At 70.5% G+C, this 17,602-nt stretch carries 13 protein-coding genes and 1 pseudogene; all 14 read left to right on the top strand.

Going from position 1 to position 17,602, the window contains the following annotated elements; all coding sequences use genetic code 11:
- A partial coding sequence (locus tag VFZ20_RS13105; RefSeq protein WP_329684339.1) for a glycosyltransferase family 4 protein occupies nt 1–966 on the top strand: 966 nt, incomplete at its 5' end.
- 127 nt (nt 967–1,093) lie between these two features.
- Nucleotides 1,094–2,293 (top strand): CgeB family protein, encoded by a 1,200-nt coding sequence (locus VFZ20_RS13110; protein WP_329684340.1) that lies wholly within the window; start codon nt 1,094–1,096, stop codon nt 2,291–2,293.
- Nucleotides 2,284–3,366, top strand: a complete 1,083-nt coding sequence (locus VFZ20_RS13115) for a CgeB family protein (protein WP_329684341.1) — start codon at nt 2,284–2,286, stop codon at nt 3,364–3,366. Before VFZ20_RS13110 ends, VFZ20_RS13115 begins: the two co-directional genes overlap by 10 nt.
- Nucleotides 3,363–4,436 (top strand): CgeB family protein, encoded by a 1,074-nt coding sequence (locus tag VFZ20_RS13120; protein ID WP_329684342.1) that lies wholly within the window; start codon nt 3,363–3,365, stop codon nt 4,434–4,436. Before VFZ20_RS13115 ends, VFZ20_RS13120 begins: the two co-directional genes overlap by 4 nt.
- A gap of 471 nt (nt 4,437–4,907) precedes the next feature.
- On the top strand, nt 4,908–5,396 hold the full coding sequence (locus VFZ20_RS13125) for a hypothetical protein (RefSeq protein ID WP_329684343.1): 489 nt from the start codon (nt 4,908–4,910) through the stop codon (nt 5,394–5,396).
- Nucleotides 5,397–5,470: 74 nt separating this feature from the next.
- Nucleotides 5,471–6,886, top strand: coding sequence for a hypothetical protein (locus VFZ20_RS13130; RefSeq protein WP_329684344.1), 1,416 nt, complete (start codon nt 5,471–5,473; stop codon nt 6,884–6,886).
- Nucleotides 6,887–7,364: 478 nt separating this feature from the next.
- A complete protein-coding gene (locus VFZ20_RS13135) occupies nt 7,365–8,456 on the top strand; it encodes a winged helix DNA-binding domain-containing protein (protein ID WP_329684345.1) in 1,092 nt (363 codons plus the stop codon).
- Between the two features lie 38 nt (nt 8,457–8,494).
- Nucleotides 8,495–9,847, top strand: a complete 1,353-nt coding sequence (locus VFZ20_RS13140; RefSeq protein WP_329684346.1) for a hypothetical protein — start codon at nt 8,495–8,497, stop codon at nt 9,845–9,847.
- A gap of 587 nt (nt 9,848–10,434) precedes the next feature.
- Nucleotides 10,435–11,985: a hypothetical protein gene (locus VFZ20_RS13145; protein ID WP_329684347.1), complete on the top strand. Its 1,551-nt coding sequence runs from the start codon at nt 10,435–10,437 to the stop codon at nt 11,983–11,985.
- Between the two features lie 248 nt (nt 11,986–12,233).
- Complete coding sequence (locus tag VFZ20_RS13150) at nt 12,234–13,160, top strand: hypothetical protein (RefSeq protein WP_329684348.1); 927 nt, start codon at nt 12,234–12,236, stop codon at nt 13,158–13,160.
- Nucleotides 13,161–13,425: 265 nt separating this feature from the next.
- Nucleotides 13,426–13,899, top strand: coding sequence for an Lrp/AsnC family transcriptional regulator (locus VFZ20_RS13155; RefSeq protein WP_329684349.1), 474 nt, complete (start codon nt 13,426–13,428; stop codon nt 13,897–13,899).
- Nucleotides 13,892–14,881, top strand: coding sequence for a drug/metabolite exporter YedA (gene yedA / locus VFZ20_RS13160; RefSeq protein WP_329684350.1), 990 nt, complete (start codon nt 13,892–13,894; stop codon nt 14,879–14,881). Before VFZ20_RS13155 ends, yedA begins: the two co-directional genes overlap by 8 nt.
- Before the next feature lie 89 nt (nt 14,882–14,970).
- Nucleotides 14,971–16,341: a phosphoglucosamine mutase gene (glmM, locus tag VFZ20_RS13165; protein ID WP_329684351.1), complete on the top strand. Its 1,371-nt coding sequence runs from the start codon at nt 14,971–14,973 to the stop codon at nt 16,339–16,341.
- Between the two features lie 365 nt (nt 16,342–16,706).
- Nucleotides 16,707–17,602 (top strand): annotated as a pseudogene (locus tag VFZ20_RS13170) (glutamine--fructose-6-phosphate aminotransferase); the annotation flags it as partial.

The raw sequence follows: 17,602 nt of genomic DNA on the forward strand, positions 1-17,602 counted from the left end.
GTGCAGGTGGTCTGGCGCGCGTACCGGCTGGAGTGGATGCAGGACGCCGCGGACGACGTGCGGGCGGCCGGCGAGTGGCTGGTGGGGCTGGCGGAGGTGTGGAACCCCGACGTCGTGCACCTCAACCAGATCGCCTACGCCGCCCACCGCTTTCCCGCGCCCGTGCTGGTCGCCGTCCACAGCGACGTGCTGTCGTGGTTCCCCCACGTAAACGGCCACGAGGCGCCCGCGGACGACTGGGCGGCGTACGCGCGCTGGCTGCGCGACGGGCTGCGCGCGGCGGACGCCGTCGTCACGCCCACGGGCTACCAGGCGGAGCTGACGCACCGGTACTACGGCGTGGAGGTGACGCGGGTGATCCACAACGGAATCGCGTTCGACGACGCGGAGCCGGCGGAGCGCGCGGAGCCGCTCGTTCTCTGCGTGGGCCGGCTGTGGGACCGCGGCAAGGGCGCGGACCTGCTGGACGAGGCCGCCGGCCTGCTGGGCCCGGACGCACCGCCCATCCACGTGATCGGCGAGACGACGGCGCCGCACGGGGAGACGTGCTCCGTGCGCAACGTGACGGCGCACGGCCGGGTGGAGCGCGCGCAGGTGGACGAGTGGATGCGGCGCGCGTCCATCTACGTGGCGCCCTCGCGCTACGAGCCCTTCGGCCTGGCGCCGCTGGAGGCCGCGCTGCACGGCTGCGCCCTCGTGCTGAGCGACATCGGCACCTTCCGCGAGCTGTGGGACGGCTGCGCGGAGTTCTTTCCCAGCGGCGACGCGGCCGCGCTGGCGGACGCCCTGCGCCGCGTGAACGGGGATGCCCGGCTGCGCGACCGCCTTGCGAAAGCCGCGCGGACGCGGGCCATCCGGCGCTACACGGCCAAACGCATGGCCGCGGATTACATCGAACTCTACCGGCAGATGATCCAGACCTGGACCGGGCTCACGCAGCCGCAGCAGATGGAGGCCGTCGCGTGAGGATGTCCGAACTGCAGTCCGCGCAGGCGGACTTCGCGAAGTTCCAGCGGCGAATTCATTCGCTCCCCGTCGCGGACCGTGCGTTGGTGCGGGTGACGATGCGTTACGGGCGGATGGGAGGGGGCCGATGAAGATCGTCTTCTTCATCCACAGCGCCGTCAGCGACTGGAACCACGGCAACGCGCACTTCATCCGCGGGCTGATGAGCTCGCTGACGCGGATGGGGCACGAGGTCGTCAGCTACGAGCCCCGCGGCGCCTGGTCCGTGGAGAACCTGCTGCGCGACCACGGCGTGGGTCCCATCGTGGACTTCGCGCGGACGTATCCGGAGATCGACGTCCGCAGCTACGACCCGGCGGCGCCGTCGCTCGTCTCGGACCTGGCCGACGCGGTGGCGGGCGCGGACCTCGTCCTGGTCCACGAGTGGAACGAGCCGCACGTGGTGAACGCGCTCGCGCCGCTGGTGCGCGCGGCGGGGGGCATCGCGCTCTTTCACGACACGCACCACCGCCCGTGGAGCGATCCGGAATCCATCGCCCGCTTCGACCTGCAGGCGTACGACGGCGTGCTGGCGTTCGGCGACGTGCTGCGCGACGTGTACCGGGAGCGGTTCGGCGTGCGGCGCGCGTGGACGTTCCACGAGGCGGCGGACCACGTGCGCTTCAAGCCGATGAACGACGTTGCGAAGGACACGGACGTCATCTGGATCGGCAACTGGGGCGACGAGGAGCGCACGCAGGAGCTGCGCGACTACTGGCTGGGCGCGGCGAAGCGGTTCCCGGGGCTGCGCTTCGTGGCGCACGGCGTCCGATACCCGGACTACGCGCTGGCGGAGCTGGCGGACGCGGGCGTGGAGTTCCGCGGCTGGGCGCCGTCCGTCACCGTGCCGCGCGCGTTCGCGCGCAGCCGGGTGACGCTGCACGTGCCGCGGCGGGCGTACGTGGAGGCCCTGCGCGGCATCCCCACCATCCGCGTGTTCGAGGCGCTGGCGTGCGGCATTCCCCTCGTCAGCGCGCCGTGGCTGGACTCGGAGGGACTGTTCGAGCCGGGCGCGTACGTCTCCGTGGAATCGCCGCAGGCCATGTGGGAGGCCCTGCACCGCTTCGCCACGGACGACGACGCGCGAGCGGAGCAGGCCCAGCGCGGGCTGCGGGCCGTGCTGGCGCGGCACACGTGCGATCATCGGGCCGTGCAGCTGCTCGGGATCGTGGAGGAGCTGGGGCGTGCGGGCGCGGCGGGGGGAACGGGAGGGAATAGGGAACAGGGAATAGGGAATAGCCTGCAAGGGCAGACCGATTCACTCGCTTCGGAGGCGGCATGCACCTGACGTTCTTTGGCTCGTCGCTCGTATCGTCGTACTGGAACGGCGCGGCCACGTACTATCGCGGGCTGATCCGCGCGCTGCACGGGCTTGGCCACACGGTCACCTTTTGCGAGCCCGACGCCTACGACCGGCAGCAGAACCGCGACCTCGCGGAAGATCCCGAGTACGCGCGCGTCATCGTCTACACGACGGAGGCGGAGCGCGACGCGCTCATCGAGCAGGCGTTCGCGGAGAGCGACTGGGTCATCAAGTGCAGCGGCGTGGGCCTCTGGGACGCTGAGCTGGAAGCCGCCGTGGCCGACCGCGCCGGCGGCGACGTGATGACGGCGTTCCTGGACGTGGACGCGCCCGCCACGCTCAGCCGCATCGCGGAGGACGCGGCGGACCCCTTCCGCCTTCACATCCGGAAGTACGATCAAATCTTTACCTACGGCGGCGGGCCGCCCGTCTGCGCGGAGTACGAGCGCTGGGGCGCAAAGGCGTGCACGCCCATCTACAACGCGCTGGACCCGGACGAGCACCGGCCGGTCGAGGACGTCGCCGTGGAGTACGACATCCTCTTCATGGGCAACCGTTTGCCGGACCGCGAGGCCCGCGTGGAGGAGTTCTTCTTCCGCGCCGCCGCGCTGTGCCCCGAGCACAGGTTCCTCCTTGGCGGCGAGGGATGGGGATGGAAGACGGACATGCCGGCCAACGTCACGTACCTGGGCCACGTGCCCACGTCGCGGCACAACACGGTGAACGCGTCCGCGCGCCTGGTGCTCAATATCCACCGCGAGAGCATGGTGCAGAACGGGTGGAGTCCCGCCACGCGCATGTTCGAGGCGGCGGGCGCGGCCAGCTGCCAGGTGACGGACGCGTGGGAGGGGATCGAGGACTTCTTCGCGCCGGGCGAGGAGATCCTCGTGGCCGCGTCCGCCGAGGAGGTGGCGCAGCTCGTCCGCTCGGTGGATGATGCGCGCGCGCGGCAGATCGGCCGGGCGGGGCGCGCCCGGGCCCTGGCGGACCACACCTACACCCAGCGCGCGCGGCAGATGGACGCCATCCTGCGCGCCGCGCCCGTGGAGGCCGCATGAAGCTCGTCGTCTTCGGCCTGTCCATCAGCAGCAGCTGGGGGAACGGGCACGCCACCACGTACCGCGCCCTGCTGCGCGCCTTTGCCGCGCGGGGGCACGAGATCGTGTTCTACGAGTGGAACGCGCCCTGGTACGCCGGCAACCGCGACCTGGCGCACCCGGAGTACGTCACGCTCAAGCTGTACGAGGACTGGGCCTCCGTCTCGGCGGAAGCGGTCGCGGAGGCGCGCGAGGCGGATGCCACCCTGGTGGGCAGCTACGTGAAGGACGGCCCGCGGGTGATCGACGACCTGGCGGAGGCGGGGATCGACCCGCTGTTCTTTTACGACATCGACACGCCCGTCACCGTCGCGGCCCTGCGCCGGGGAGACGCGGAGTACCTGCGGCGCGACCAGGTGCCGCTGTTCACGCGCTACCTGTCGTTCACCGGCGGGCCGTTCCTGCACGAGGTGCTGGAGGGCGAGCTGGGCGCCCGCGAGGCCCGTCCGCTCTACTGCTCGGTGGATGTCGATCGCTACCGGCCGACGGACATCGATCCCTATCTCGTCAGCGACCTGGCGTACATGGGGACGTACGCGCCGGACCGGCAGCCCGTGCTGGAGCGCTTCCTCATCGAGCCCGCGCGGCGGATGCCGGAGCGCAGGTTCTACGTGGCCGGCCCGCAGTACCCGGCCGACATCGCCTGGCCGGAGAACGTGCTGCTGAACCCGCACCTTCCGCCGGCGCTGCACCCGCAGTTCTACAGCAGCGCCCGCTGGCAGCTGAACGCCACCCGCGCGGACATGGTGCAGGCGGGCTGGTCGCCCAGCGTGCGGCTGTTCGAGGCGGCGGCGTGCGGCGCGGCCATGATCAGCGACCGCTGGCCGGGGATCGAGGCGTTCTTCGCGCCCGGCACGGAGATCCTGCTGCCGGAGAGCACGGAGGAGGTAATCGACCTCCTCCGCGGCACCTCCGACGACGCCCGCCGCGCCATCGGCTTGGCCGCCCGCGCCCGCATCGTGGCCGAGCACACGGCGGAGCACCGGGCCGAGGAGCTGGAGGCGCTGGTGGCGTCGCCGGCGAGGGTATAGGACGGCAGGGAATAGGGAACAGGGAATAGCCCGCAACTGCGTGAGCGACTGAAGTCGCCGCAACGACCGCGGAAAGCCTCACAAACTGCGTGAGGCTTCAACCGCGCGAGGGTCGCCCCGGTGCACGTAAGTCGGCATCCGCTGGGGCAGTCCGCGGAGGCGGACTTCGTGCCTTTCCAGCGGCGAATTCATTCGCTCCGGCGCGGGCTCTGCGGATTTTCTCCGATGCTTTGCTCCGGCACGAACTGCATCCACGAACGCCGCCTCCCGGGGCGGCGTTCGCGCGTTCGCGGATCGGCGAATCGGCGGACACGCGATCCGAATGCGCGTAACGTTTGACGGATTACGTGCGGCGTGCTATGCTGATACGCGATCGCGCATCAGTTCAGTAGCGGTGGCCCTCCTCGTCCGCTCGATCCATCCCCCCGCGATCGCCCTCCCGTCCTTTCATCCCCACGCACAAGGAATCCCATGGCCAGTCCGCTCACGCTGCTCATGCCCATCATTCCCGGCACCAACCCGATGGTCATCGCGGCGGCGCTGGAGAAGTACAACGCCCAGATCGACACGGCGCTCAGCTCCATCGGCACCGTGCACTACGCGCGCTTCCTGCTGCTGGACCGCTCCGTCCCGAACCTGCAGCCCGGCGCGGCGGCCTCCAACGAGCTGGTGCTGGCCGTCATCACCGAGTACGACGGCACCTTCTCCAAGTACATCGGCGACTTCGTGGCGCAGATCGGCGACGTGTTCAACGCGCTGCTGGCGTTCGTCGTGGGCGGCGACGCGGTGATCCCCGTGCAGAACAACGTGGCCGCGTTCAACGCGTTCGTCACGGCCAACGACGCGTCGCAGCACTTCCCGAACAACGGGCAGACGACGCCCACCGCGCCCACGCAGCCGGGCGGCGGCCTGTACCAGGCGTATCCGCAAACGGTGCAGGTGATCCTGGCCTCGGTCTGATCCCGTCCGCCCAATCCCGCGTTTCGGGGCGCCGCGCACGGCGGCGCCCCGCCCTCCTTTCTCCTCCCCCCTCCATGGCGACTCCCGACATCGACTACGCCGACGTGCAGGGCACCATCCTGCGCGGCTACCGCGTGGACCTAGCCCGGCACTTCATCCTGCAGGTCACGGATGCGGCGGCGGCCCGCGCCTTCATCGGCCACCTGGTGGGCGGCTCGGGCGGCGTGCCGAAGCTCACCACGGCGGCCCGCTGGACGGAAAAGCCGGCGTGCTTCGTCAACGTGGGATTCACGGCCGCGGGACTGGCGGCGCTGGGCGTCACGCAACAGCAACTCGCGTCTTTCGACCCGGCGTTCCAGGCCGGCGCCGCCGATCCCGCGTCCGCCGCCGACGTGGGCGACACGGGCGACAGCGGACCGTCCAACTGGCTGGGCGGCGTGGAGACGTGGCAGAACGCACACGCGGTGCTGAGCCTGTGGGTGCACAAGGACCCGGCGGTGCTGGACGCGCAGACGGAGCGGCTGCGGGCGGGGTTCGCGGCGGGGTTCAAGGAGCTGCTGTCGCACGACGCGTCGGCGCTGCCGGACAACCAGGTGCACTTTGGCTACCGCGACAGCATCGCGCAGCCAACGGTGCAGGGCGCGCCCGAGCGCAAGCGCCCCGACCCGGACGACCAGCCGGAGGTGCCCACGGGCGAGTTCCTGCTGGGCTACCCCAACGCGTCCGGAGGCACGTATTCCGTGCAGCCAGATGCGCTGTCGATGAACAGCAGCTACGCGGCGTTCCGCATCCTGGACCAGGACGTGGTGGGCTTCGAGCAGTTCCTGCAGACGTACGCGCCCAAGGCCGGGATCGATCCGGAGATGCTGGCCGCCAAGGTGTGCGGACGGTGGCGCAACGGGAACCCCCTGGAACTGGTGCCCGACGCGCCTGCCGAGTGCCTGCCCGTGCACCAGCTGAACAACTTCACGTACGTCGATTCCGACCCGGCAAAGGACGACACGCTGGGCCTGCGCTGCCCCATCGGCTCGCACATCCGGCGCAACAACCCGCGCAACGCGGCCGTCGTGGGGACGGATTCCACGCACCATCGCATCGTGCGGCGCGCCATCCCGTACGGCCCGGCGTACGATCCCCAGAAGCCGGTGGACACGCCGCGGGGGCTCATCGGCTACTTCATCAACGGCAGCATCAGCAACCAGTTCGTCTTCCTGCAGTCGCAGTGGGACCAGCTGTCGGACTTCGTCAAGGCGGCCACGGGGCCGGGCGGCACGGACGCGGGCAACGCCGTGTTCAACATCAGCGGCGAGGACGTGTTCCTGGGCGTGAACGACCCGTCCGGCAGCTCGTTCACCCTGCCCGCGCTGGGCAAGGGGGGCAAGAACAACAAGACCATCTCCGGCTTTGGGCGGATGATCACCACGCGCGGAAGCGCCTACGTGTTCCTGCCCAGCGTCACCGGGCTGCGGTACCTGGCCGCGCTGACGTGAGTCGGCATCCAGCCTGAGCGACTGAAGTCGCCGCAACGACGGCGGAAAGCCTCACAAACTGCGTGAGGCTTCACCCACGCGAACGTCGCCCCGGTGCACTGGGGGCGGCCTTTCTCGGGCAGTCCGCGAAGGCGGACTTCGTGCCTTTCCAGCGGCGAATTCATTCGCTCCGGCTGGGGGCCCGCGACCACGGATCATCGCATCGGCTCGGCTCGGCTCGGCCCGGATCGCCCGGATCGCCCGGATCGCATCGGATCGGATCGCCCGGATCGCATCGGATCGGATCGGATCGCTTCACCCGCGCGGACAGCAACGGCGCCGACCTCCATGGCCGGCGCCGTTCTTGTCCGCGGGGGCGGATGGCGTGAAGTTGTCGCGTCTCCGACGGTTTCCGCCGCCGTCCCCCTTCACGGAATTGCGCCTCCCCCGCATGGCCGGTCGTTCCCCTCGATCCGTCCCATCCACCGCGTCCACGGACGTGCTCGGCCCGCGCGCGCTCAACCGGGCGCTGCTGGACCGGCAGATGCTGCTGCGCCGCGCGTCCATCTCCGTCGACGACGCGCTGGAGCGGCAGGTGGGGATGCAGGCGCAGGCCCCCAATCCGCCGTACCTGGGCCTGTGGACGCGGCTGGACGGATTTCGCCCCGAGGACTTGGCGCAGCGCATCCGCGACCGGCGGGCCGTGCGGATGGCGCTCATGCGATCCACCATCTTTCTCGTGACCGCGCGTGACGCCCTGCGGCTGCGCCCCGTGCTGGACGCGGAGCTGGCACGCTGGGGGTTCAGCGTGCACGGCAGGGAGTTGGGCGGCGCGGACTCGGCGGAGCTCGCGGCGGCGGGGCGCGCCCTGGCGGAGCAGGCGCCGCGCACCTTCCAGGAGCTCGGCGTGCTGCTGGGGGAGCGCTGGCCGGATGCAGAACGCGCCGCGCTGGGCAACATGGTGCGCAACCTGGTGCCGCTGGTGCAGGTGCCCCCGCGCGGCGTGTGGGGCGAGAGCGGTCCAGCCGCGCACACCCCCCTCGACACCTGGCTGGGGCGTCCGCTGGAGGCGGAGACGGCGCCGGACGAGATGGTGATGCGCTACTTTGCCGCGTTTGGCCCCGCGACGGTGCGCGACGCACAGCACTGGTGTGGCCTCAAGCGGCTGAACGCCGTCGTGGACCGGCTGCGGCCGCGGCTGCGCGCCTTTCGCGACGCGTCCGGCGCCGAGCTGTTCGACCTTCCCGACGCGCCGCGCCCGGACGAGGACACGCCCGCTCCCCCGCGCTTTCTCCCCGAGTTCGACAACGTGCTGCTGTCGCACGCGGACCGCACGCGCATCATCTCCGAGCCGGACCGCAAGCGCGTGTTCACCATCAACGGCATCATCCGCGCGACCATCCTGGTGGACGGCATGGTGCGCGGCATGTGGAAGATGGCGCGTGACGGCGACACGGCGGCCCTCGTCATCAGCCCGTTTGCGCCGCTGGCGCCCGCGGACCGCGCGGCGCTGGAAGAGGAAGGGATGCGCCTTGCCCGCTTTGCCGCGGAGAACGCGGTCCGTTGGGACGTCCGCTTCGAGAATCCCTGAATCCGGGCGCATCGCCCGTGATCCACCGACCCGACGACATGCCCCGCCCTGACCTTCGCCCCGCCCGGCGCCTGCTGCCGTTCCTGCTGGTCGCGTTCACCTTGCTGACCGCCTGCGCGCCCGCCGCGCCTTCCACCGGGCCGGCGCCGGCGTGGAGCGCGGACTCCCCCGCGGGCGAGATCGCGCGGTGGATGCGGCGCGCGTGCCGCGGCCCGCTCGCCAACCGGCAGTGCACGGAGCAGAACCTCGTGGCGCTCGTGGGCCAGGCGGGGATCGGGCGCGCCATGGAGGTGCTGGATACGCTCATGCGCGTGGACGCCGGCGTGCGCACCTACGGCCACGAGCTGGCGCACGGGATGGGCATCGCCGCGTACACGGGGCCGCAGACCATGCACGCCGCGTTCGCCGCGTGCCCCGCCGGCGAGGGCGCCGGCTGCCACCACGGCGTCGTGCAGGGCTACTTCCTGGATCTCGTGTCGCAGGGGCGCATGCCGGGGACGGCGGAGCTGGACGCGCTCTGCGAGCCGCACAGGCCCAACACGTTCCTCTACGGCCAGTGCGGGCACGGCATGGGACACGGGCTCATGGCCGTGTACCAAAACCACGTCCCGCGGACGCTCCGGGCCTGCGACCAGGCATCGGACCCGTACATCCGGGAGAGCTGCTACAGCGGCATCTTCATGGAGAACATCGTCCTCGTCACGCATCCCCACAACACCACGGGCGGGCACGGCGCCACGCAGGGCCGGCACGGGGCGGACGACGCGCACGCGGGACACGGCGACGCGCACGGCGGACACGGCGCGTCGGCGGATCACGGGTCGGTGGATCATGGGACGGCGGATGAGCCGTGGCAGCCGCTGGACCGCGACGATCCGCTGTACCCGTGCAGCGTCGTCGGCGAGCAGTACCAGCCGGCGTGCTACGTGATGCAGACGGGCGCCATGCTGTACCTCAACGGGGGCAGCGTGACGGACGCGGGCCACGCCTGCGAAGGCGCGCCGCAGCGGATGATGCCCATCTGCTTCGGCAGCCTGGGGCGCGACATCATGGCCCTCGCGGAGATGGACCACGCGCGCTCGCTGGCGATGTGCGGACGCGTGGCGCGGATGGGCGGCGGCCAGGGCGAGCTGTGGTGTATGCTGGGGGTGGTGCAGAACCTGGTGAACCTGGCCGCCACGGCGGACGAGGGGATGCGCTTCTGCAGATTGGTGACGGCGGATGGCCACAAGTCCGAGTGCTACCGCGCCGTCGGCGAGCAGATGCTCACCCTGCTCCCCGCCGACGAGCAGCGCGGCCACGCCTGCCAATCCGCCGAGCCCGGCTTCGTGGCCGCCTGCCGCATGGGCGCGCGTCTCGCGGATGCGGCCCGCGAGGACCAGGTGCGGTAGTTCGTCGCTTCTCACCCGTGCTCTCGGGACCGCGCCGGGCAGCGGACCCCGCGCGAGCGCCCCCTCCGGGCTCGCGGAGCTCGCCCACCTCCCCCAAAACCCCTGGGGGAGGTTGAACTGCTGCTTTCCTTGCGCGGAGCGCCGATGACTCCTCCGGATCCGGAAACGCCGTTGTTTCCTGAGGGGCCCTCACGAACTTTGACCGCGCCGGATGCGTGCGGCCCCGAAGGATCTTCCCGCCCAGGCAAGGACCCAGTCCAGCGGCGAAGTCCCTGCTCCGCGGAGGAGATCCTTCGGTCGCGCCCGTAGTCTCGTGAGCGGGCGGGGTCTGCGCGGGCGCTCCCTCAGGAAATCAAGATGAGGATGGTCAGTCTCCGTGCGGATTCGGCATCAGAATGACGCAGGGGTGAGCACTGCATCGGCCTCAACAGAGGGACGATGATCATCCCACGCGGCCGCAACGCCGCGTGGGATTGTTCGTTACGTTGATCCGGCGGACAGTGCGGGTTGCCAACGCGCACACCCGGAACCACTTTTGCGGCCAGGGATGCATCCGCCGTACGCCAATCACCGGTTCCCATCGAACGATGACGTCTGTTCCGCACCCACGACTCCTTCGCGCGGCGCTTGCCGCGTGCGTCGCGCTGCTGGCCGGGGCGTGCGCACCCGCCGGTCCGTCCGCCGGGCCCGCGCCGCAGGTGGAGGCCGAGACGCAGCTGGGGCCGGCCGCGTGGACCGCGCAGTCGCCCGCGCGCGACATTGCCGACTGGGTGCGCACGGGGTGCCAGCGCGCGCGGGGCGGCAAGGACGCGTGCCTGGAGCGCACGCTGGTGGCCCTGATCGACGACGCCGGCATCGCCAAGAGCATGGAGGTGCTGGATACGCTGGCCACGCTGGACGGCGACATCAAGACCAACGCGCACCCGCTGGCGCACGGGATGGGCATCGCCGCGTACCGCGGACAGGAGAGCATGGCGGCCACCTTTGCCGCCTGCCCCGTGACGCAGATGTCCGGCTGCGGCCACGGCGTGATCCAGGGCTACTTCCTGGACCTGAGCCGCCAGGGCCACACCATCGGCAAGGCGGAGCTGGACGCCGTCTGCAACCCGCACAGGGACAACCAGTTCACGTACTTTCAGTGCGCGCACGGCCTGGGGCACGGGCTGATGGCGGTGCACGAGAACCACCTGCCCATGTCGCTGGAGTCGTGCGACCTGGCGTCCGACGACTTCATCCGGATGAGCTGCTACGGCGGCGCGTTCATGGAGAACATCGTCAACGCCACGCACCCGCATCACTCCGCGGGCGGGCACGCGAGCACGCAGGGCGGTCACGGCGGACATGGGCAGGTGGCGTCCGCCGACGAGCACGCCGGCCACGGGCAGACGGCGCAGCCGGCCCCGGCCCCGGCCGCGGACGAGCACGCGGGCCACGACGCGCACGCCGGCCACCAGGCGGCCGGGCAGACGGCTCCCGCGGCGCAGGGCGAGCACGCGAATCACGACGCCCAGGGGCAGCAGGCGCCGGCGGGGCAGGCGACGCAGGATGCGCACGCGGGGCACGGCGCCCCGGTCGCGCAGCAGGCGATGAACCACGGCGACTGGCGGGCGCTGGACCGCAACGACTGGCTGTACCCGTGCAACGCCGTGGCGCTCAAGTACCAGGACGCCTGCTACGCCATGCAGACGTCGGCGGTGATGTTCTTCAACTACGGCGACGTGGGGAGCACGGCGCGGGTGTGCGAGCGCGCGCCGGAGCAGTTCCACGTCACGTGCTTCATGAGCCTGGGCCGCGACATCACGGCGTTCGCGTCGCAGGACCACCGCCGCACCATCGACATGTGCCAGCGCGTGGGCGATGCCGGCGCCGGACGGGGTCGCGTGTGGTGCGAGCTGGGCGCCGTGCAGACGCTGGTGAACCAGTCGGCCGATCCGCAGGACGGCATCCGCTTTTGCCGCGTGGTGGACGGTGCGCGCAACAAGGGCGAGTGCTACCGCGTGGTGGGCGAGATGATGATCTCGATGATCCAGGCGCCCGAGGCGCGCGGCCGCTCCTGCCAGTCCGCCGAGGCGGAGTTCGTGTCCGCCTGCCTTCGCGCCGCCGAAGCCGCCCCCGCCGCCACCGCCCGCGACGAGTAGGCGAGAGGGCTGAGGGCAGACGAATGTGAGAGCCGGCGGATGCGATGTCCGCCGGCTCTTCCGTTTGCCGCCACGCGCGGAACTTGCTTCCACGAGGAGCTTGTTGGGGCGGTGGAACTAGTGTTAAGGTTCTGGAGACGCCTCGAACCGCAGGGAGGGTGCGTATGGATTTGAGAGTTGAGAGCCGGGCTCAGGTCCGGGGGCACGAACCGCGGAGGAGTGTTTCCGAGAGTGGGCTGGATCGTACGATGAACGCGTATGATGCCCGGGCGGAAGTCGCCCGCGTATCACGTCGGCCTCTCAATGAAAAAGCGGAACTCCGCGCGTTTCTCGAGAGCAAGCGGAGGATGATTCGCGCGAATCCGCATCTCACGAGCGCGGAGCGGGCCGCCGCCCTGGCGAACATCGACCAGGCCCAGGCAAAGGTCGAGCGCGCAGGAACCGAGCTGGAATCGGAGGGTGATGCGGGGGGAGTCGATGGGGGCGACGACGATCCGCCACTACCCGGCGGAATCGGGTTCGGCGTGTTCTATCGCTCCGCGTACAAGACCGACTTCGGCACGGGCACTGCCGCAGAGTACACCATCCTCTGTCCCACCTTCCCGGGCGGCGACGTTCACAGCTGGCTATATCTTACCGCGATGAATCGAGCGTCTCTGTCCGCCGAGGCGCTCGTTGCGTATGAGGGCCAGCGGGAATGCGTCTTTCGGCTCTACGATTGGTCACGACAGGATCGTTGGCAGGTGCCGATGACGTACGCCGAGCTGCGGCCGTATCTGCATGGATGCGTTTTGAACGGCGAGATGCACCAGGCGCTTCGGGTGCTGACAATTACCTACCGGCTTGCCGAGGATTCCTGGCGGAACGAAGTATTCCTCGAGAATGCATCCACCGGGCAGATGGGCCTGATCTACGTACGTGCCTGCGAGGCAACGCTCGCGGACCAGCAGGACGGGTGGGAGGGCTCCTGGGGTCCCATCATCGAGACGTTCCAGGACCGGCATCACGGGACCGAAGAGATGGGGTTCGCGGATTTCAGCGTCTCCACCCGGCGTGGTGACGAATGGGGCCCGTGGGAGCGGCTTTCTCCCGCGGACACGTTCGTGGCGCAGGATGATACGGGATTCCGCATGCTGTACCTGGAGCCCAACCACACCTTTCTGGCAGCAGCCTGATCCAGCCGAACGCTGTGCAGAGGCGGCCCTTCTCGGATCCGAGGAGGGTCGCCTCTTTTTCCATGTCCGCAGGCTCCGCGGGGCGGCTGAGGACCCTGGTTCCGCGCGGAACCGGGGTCCTCTGCTGCCTCTGCTTCCTCTGCGTGAGAATGCATTCGGCATCGAGCGCGAAGATTGTTCAGCCTCTGCCCAATAACGCAGAACACAACCTGCTTGACGGCATGGATGATGCGAATTATCATCGGCGCAAGAAAGGAAGGGCCGAATGATTGACGAGACAGACATCCGGATCGTGGAGATCCTTCAGCAGAACGCCCGCACGCCCAACGCCGAGATCGCGCGGCAGGTGGGGATGGCGCCGTCCGCCATCCTGGAGCGCATCCGCAAGCTGGAGGAGCGCGGCGTGATCGAGGGGTACTCCGCGCGCATCAACGCCGAGGCCTACGGGCTCTCGCTCACCGCGTTCGTCTTCGTGCGGGCGGACGAGCGGCTGGGCGCGCCGCTCACGGGCGAGCGCCTGGCCGAGATCCCCGAAGTGCAGGAGGTGCATCACGTGGCCGGCGAGGACTGCTTCCTCATCAAGGTGCGCGTGGCGGGCACCCGGGCCATGCGCCTGCTGCTGCAGGACAAGCTGGGCGCCATCGACACCATCCGGTCCACCCGCAGCACCATCGTGCTCGACACCGTGAAGGAGACCGCGGTGCTGCCCCCTCCCACGCTGGGATCCAACGATGACTGACGCGACGAAGCCGCGCCCGTCCACGGCGCTGGTGCTGGCCGCGTTCGCGGCGGTGTACCTGCTGTGGGGGAGCACGTACCTGGCGATCATCTTTGCCATCGACACCCTTCCGCCCCTCCTGATGGCCGGGGCGCGATTCCTGCTTGCGGGCGGGGTCCTGTACGGCGTCATGCGTTTGCGCGGGGAGCCCGCGCCGGCGCCGCGGCACTGGCGCAGCACCGCCCTCATCGGCGCCCTGCTGCTGATGTGCGGCAACGGCGGCGTCACGCTGGCGGAGCGCACGGTGCCCTCGGGGGTGGCGGCCCTGCTGGTGGCCATGGTCCCCATGTGGATGGTGCTGCTGGAGTGGCTGCGCCCCGGCGGCACCCGGCCCACGCTGCGGACCGTGATCGGCCTCGTGGTGGGCTTCGTGGGGATCGTGGTGCTCGTGGGGCCCGGCGCCGCGGATGGCGGACACGTCAACCTGGGCGGCGCGGCGCTGCTGATGGTGGGCTCCGCGGCGTGGGCGGGGGGCAGCATCTACTCGCGCACGGCCGACCTGCCGAAGAGCGCGCTGCTGGCGACGGGGATGGAGATGCTGTGGGGCGGCGCGTGGCTCACCCTGGCCGGCACGCTGACGGGGGAGTGGGGGCGGTTCGATCCGTCCGCCGTGAGCACCGAGTCGCTGCTGGCGTACCTGTACCTGGTGGTGTTCGGCTCGCTGGTGGGCTTTACGGCCTACATCTGGCTGCTGGGCGTGAGCACCCCGGCCCGCGTGAGCACCTACGCGTACGTGAACCCCGTGGTGGCCGTGCTGCTGGGCTGGTGGGTGCTGAACGAGGCGCTGACGCCCCGCGTGCTGGCGGCCGCCGCCATCATCGTCCTGGCCGTGGCCGTCATCACCACGGGCAAGCGCTCCACGCCGGTGCAGCCCGCGGAGGCGGAGGGGAGCGCGACGGCCGTCCGGGGGCGAACGGCGGCGGCGCGGCGGAACGCGGCTTGACGGGGTTGTCCGGAGGTTCGACATTGCGGCCCCCCGGAAGCCGGGGAACGACACGTGTTTACGTGGGCTGAGACCAGAGTGGAGCTGCCGTGATCGATACGTCGCGACTGATGGTGAGCGTCTCCGGGGTGCGGGGACGGGTGGGGGAGGGACTTACGCCGGAGGTGATCGCCACCTTCGCGGCGGCGTTCGGCGCCTACGCGCGGCAGCGCGGGCCGGGGAACAAGGTGGTGCTGGGCCGCGACTCGCGGGTGAGCGGCCCCATGTTCCACCGCGCGGCGGCGGCGGCCCTGCAGTCCGTGGGCTGCGACGTGATCGACGTGGGCATCGCGCCCACGCCCACGGTGCAGCTGGCGGTGGAGGACCTGGGCGCGGCCGGCGGCCTGGCCGTGACGGCCAGCCACAACCCCATCGAGTGGAACGCGCTCAAGTTCATCGGCCCCACGGGCATGTTCCTGGACGGGGACGAGGGCCGCGAGATGCGCGCCTTCCTGGAGGGCGAGATCCCCCGCGCCACGTGGGACCAGCTGGGCGGCGTCACGACGGACGAGGACGCCGTCGAGCGCCACCTGCAGCGCATCTTCAGCATCCCGTTCATCGACCTGGACGCCATCCGCGCCCGCAAGTTCCACGTGGCGCTGGACTGCGTGCGCGGCGCGGGCGGCACCATCTTTCCGCGGCTGCTGGACGAGCTGGGCTGCCGGGTGGACGCCATCAACCTGGAGACGGACGGCCGCTTTCCCCGCGAGCCGGAGCCCGTGGCCGAGAACCTCAAGGAGCTGGAGGCGCTCGTGCGCCGCACGGGCGCCGACATCGGCCTGGCGACGGACCCCGACGTGGACCGCCTGTCGCTCGTCAGCGGCGACGGCCGCGCCATCGGCGAGGACTACACGCTCGCGCTGGCCTCCATGCTCGTGCTTCGCCACCGCCCCGGCGCCGTCGTGACGAACCTGTCCACGAGCCGTCTGCTGGACGACGTGGCCGAAAAGGCGGGCGTGCCGCTGGTCCGCGCGCCCGTGGGCGAGATCAACGTGGCGCGGCGGATGCAATCGGAGAGCGCCACGGTGGGCGGCGAGGGCAACGGCGGCGTGATCCTGCCGGACGTGCACCTCACGCGCGACGCGCCCGTGGCCGCCGCGCTCATCCTGCAGCTGCTGGCCGAGACGGGGCAGGGGCTGCAGTCGCTGGCCGACAGCCTGGGCCGCTACGAGATCGTCAAGGAAAAGGTGGCGCGCCCGTCGCAGCCCCTGGACGCCGTCTACGACGCCCTGGCGGCGCGCTTTCCCGAGGCGGACGCGGACCGGCAGGACGGGCTGCGGCTTTCGTGGCCGGCGGAGAAGAAGTGGGCGCACCTGCGTCCGTCGGGCACGGAGCCCATCGTCCGCGTGATCTGCGAGGCGCAGACGCGCGACGAGGCGGCGGGGCTGGTGGAGACGCTGCGGGCGGCGCTGCCTGTTTAGGGAATAGGTGACAGGGAATAGGGAATAGCCTGCAACGGCGTTGACTGCGGGTTACGGGGATAGGGGACAGGGGACAGCCTGCAACGGCTCGATGCCGTTCTCCCCTCTCCGTGAGGAACGAGCGGGGAGGGGCCGGGGGAGGGGCAGGCTGCTGCCGGCGCGATCCCTCCGGTCCGAGATGAAGTTCTCCCTTCCCCCATTCAGTTTATGGGGGAAGGGTCGGGGATGGGGGGCGCTCCGCGGGCCGAGGATTCTCCGCTTCATGCTCCACGCCCCGGTCAGCAGGTCGCGGTTCAGCAGCAAGCCGGACAATCGATCCCGAAGCCGGAACACGAGAACACTCCTTCCACGCAGGACCAAGAGCCATGTGCGGAATCGTTGGATACATCGGTGATCAGCAGGTCACGCCGCTCCTCATCCAGGGGCTCAAGCGGCTGGAGTACCGCGGCTACGACTCGGCCGGGATCGTCGTGAGCAAGAACGGCCACCTGGAAGTGCGCAAGGAGGCCGGCAAGATCGCCGAGCTGGAGAAGCTCATCCAGCAGGAGCCCGTGGAGGGGTGGTACGGCATCGGCCACACGCGCTGGGCCACGCACGGCCCGCCCAACACCCGCAACGCGCACCCGCACCTGTCCGAAAAGGGCGACTTTGCCGTCGTCCACAACGGCATCATCGAGAACGCGGGCACCCTGCGCCGGCTGCTGCAGGAGCGCGGCCACGTCTTTACCTCCGACACCGACACCGAGGTGCTGGTGCACCTGATCGAGGAGGTGTTCACCAGCGGCGACGGGCGCGCCGGCGAGTCGCTGGAGCGCGCCGTGGAGACGGCCCTCACGCAGATCGAGGGCACGTACGGCATCGCCGTCGTCAGCACGCGCGACCCGGGCAAGATCGTCGTGGCCCGCCTGGGCAGCCCCCTGCTCATCGGCGTGGGCGAGAACGGCGAGACGTTCGTGGCCAGCGACGCGGCGGCCGTCATCGCCCACACGCGCGACGTGATCTACCTGGACGACGGCGACATGGCCACCATCACCAAGGGCGGCTACACGGTGCACCGGCCCAAGCACGGCCCCGTGGACCGTCCCATCAACCGGGTGGACTGGGACCTGAGCGAGGTGGAGCGCGGCGGCTACGACCACTTCATGCTCAAGGAGATCATGGAGCAGCCCACCACGCTCCGCGAGACCATGCGCGGGCGGCTCCTGCTGGACGAGGGGAACGTCAAGCTGGGCGGGCTGACCGGGATGGACGAGGAGCTGCG

Origin of the sequence: Longimicrobium sp. (assembly GCF_036280135.1) — a bacterium.
Lineage (GTDB): Bacteria > Gemmatimonadota > Gemmatimonadetes > Longimicrobiales > Longimicrobiaceae > Longimicrobium.

Coding starts and splice junctions, on each gene's coding strand:
- VFZ20_RS13130 (WP_329684344.1), top strand. CDS start 5,471: ATGGCGACTCCCGACATCGACTACGCCGACGTGCAGGGCACCATCCTG.
- VFZ20_RS13150 (WP_329684348.1), top strand. CDS start 12,234: ATGAACGCGTATGATGCCCGGGCGGAAGTCGCCCGCGTATCACGTCGG.
- VFZ20_RS13125 (WP_329684343.1), top strand. CDS start 4,908: ATGGCCAGTCCGCTCACGCTGCTCATGCCCATCATTCCCGGCACCAAC.
- VFZ20_RS13110 (WP_329684340.1), top strand. CDS start 1,094: ATGAAGATCGTCTTCTTCATCCACAGCGCCGTCAGCGACTGGAACCAC.
- VFZ20_RS13115 (WP_329684341.1), top strand. CDS start 2,284: ATGCACCTGACGTTCTTTGGCTCGTCGCTCGTATCGTCGTACTGGAAC.
- VFZ20_RS13120 (WP_329684342.1), top strand. CDS start 3,363: ATGAAGCTCGTCGTCTTCGGCCTGTCCATCAGCAGCAGCTGGGGGAAC.
- VFZ20_RS13140 (WP_329684346.1), top strand. CDS start 8,495: ATGCCCCGCCCTGACCTTCGCCCCGCCCGGCGCCTGCTGCCGTTCCTG.
- yedA (WP_329684350.1), top strand. CDS start 13,892: ATGACTGACGCGACGAAGCCGCGCCCGTCCACGGCGCTGGTGCTGGCC.
- VFZ20_RS13155 (WP_329684349.1), top strand. CDS start 13,426: ATGATTGACGAGACAGACATCCGGATCGTGGAGATCCTTCAGCAGAAC.
- VFZ20_RS13145 (WP_329684347.1), top strand. CDS start 10,435: ATGACGTCTGTTCCGCACCCACGACTCCTTCGCGCGGCGCTTGCCGCG.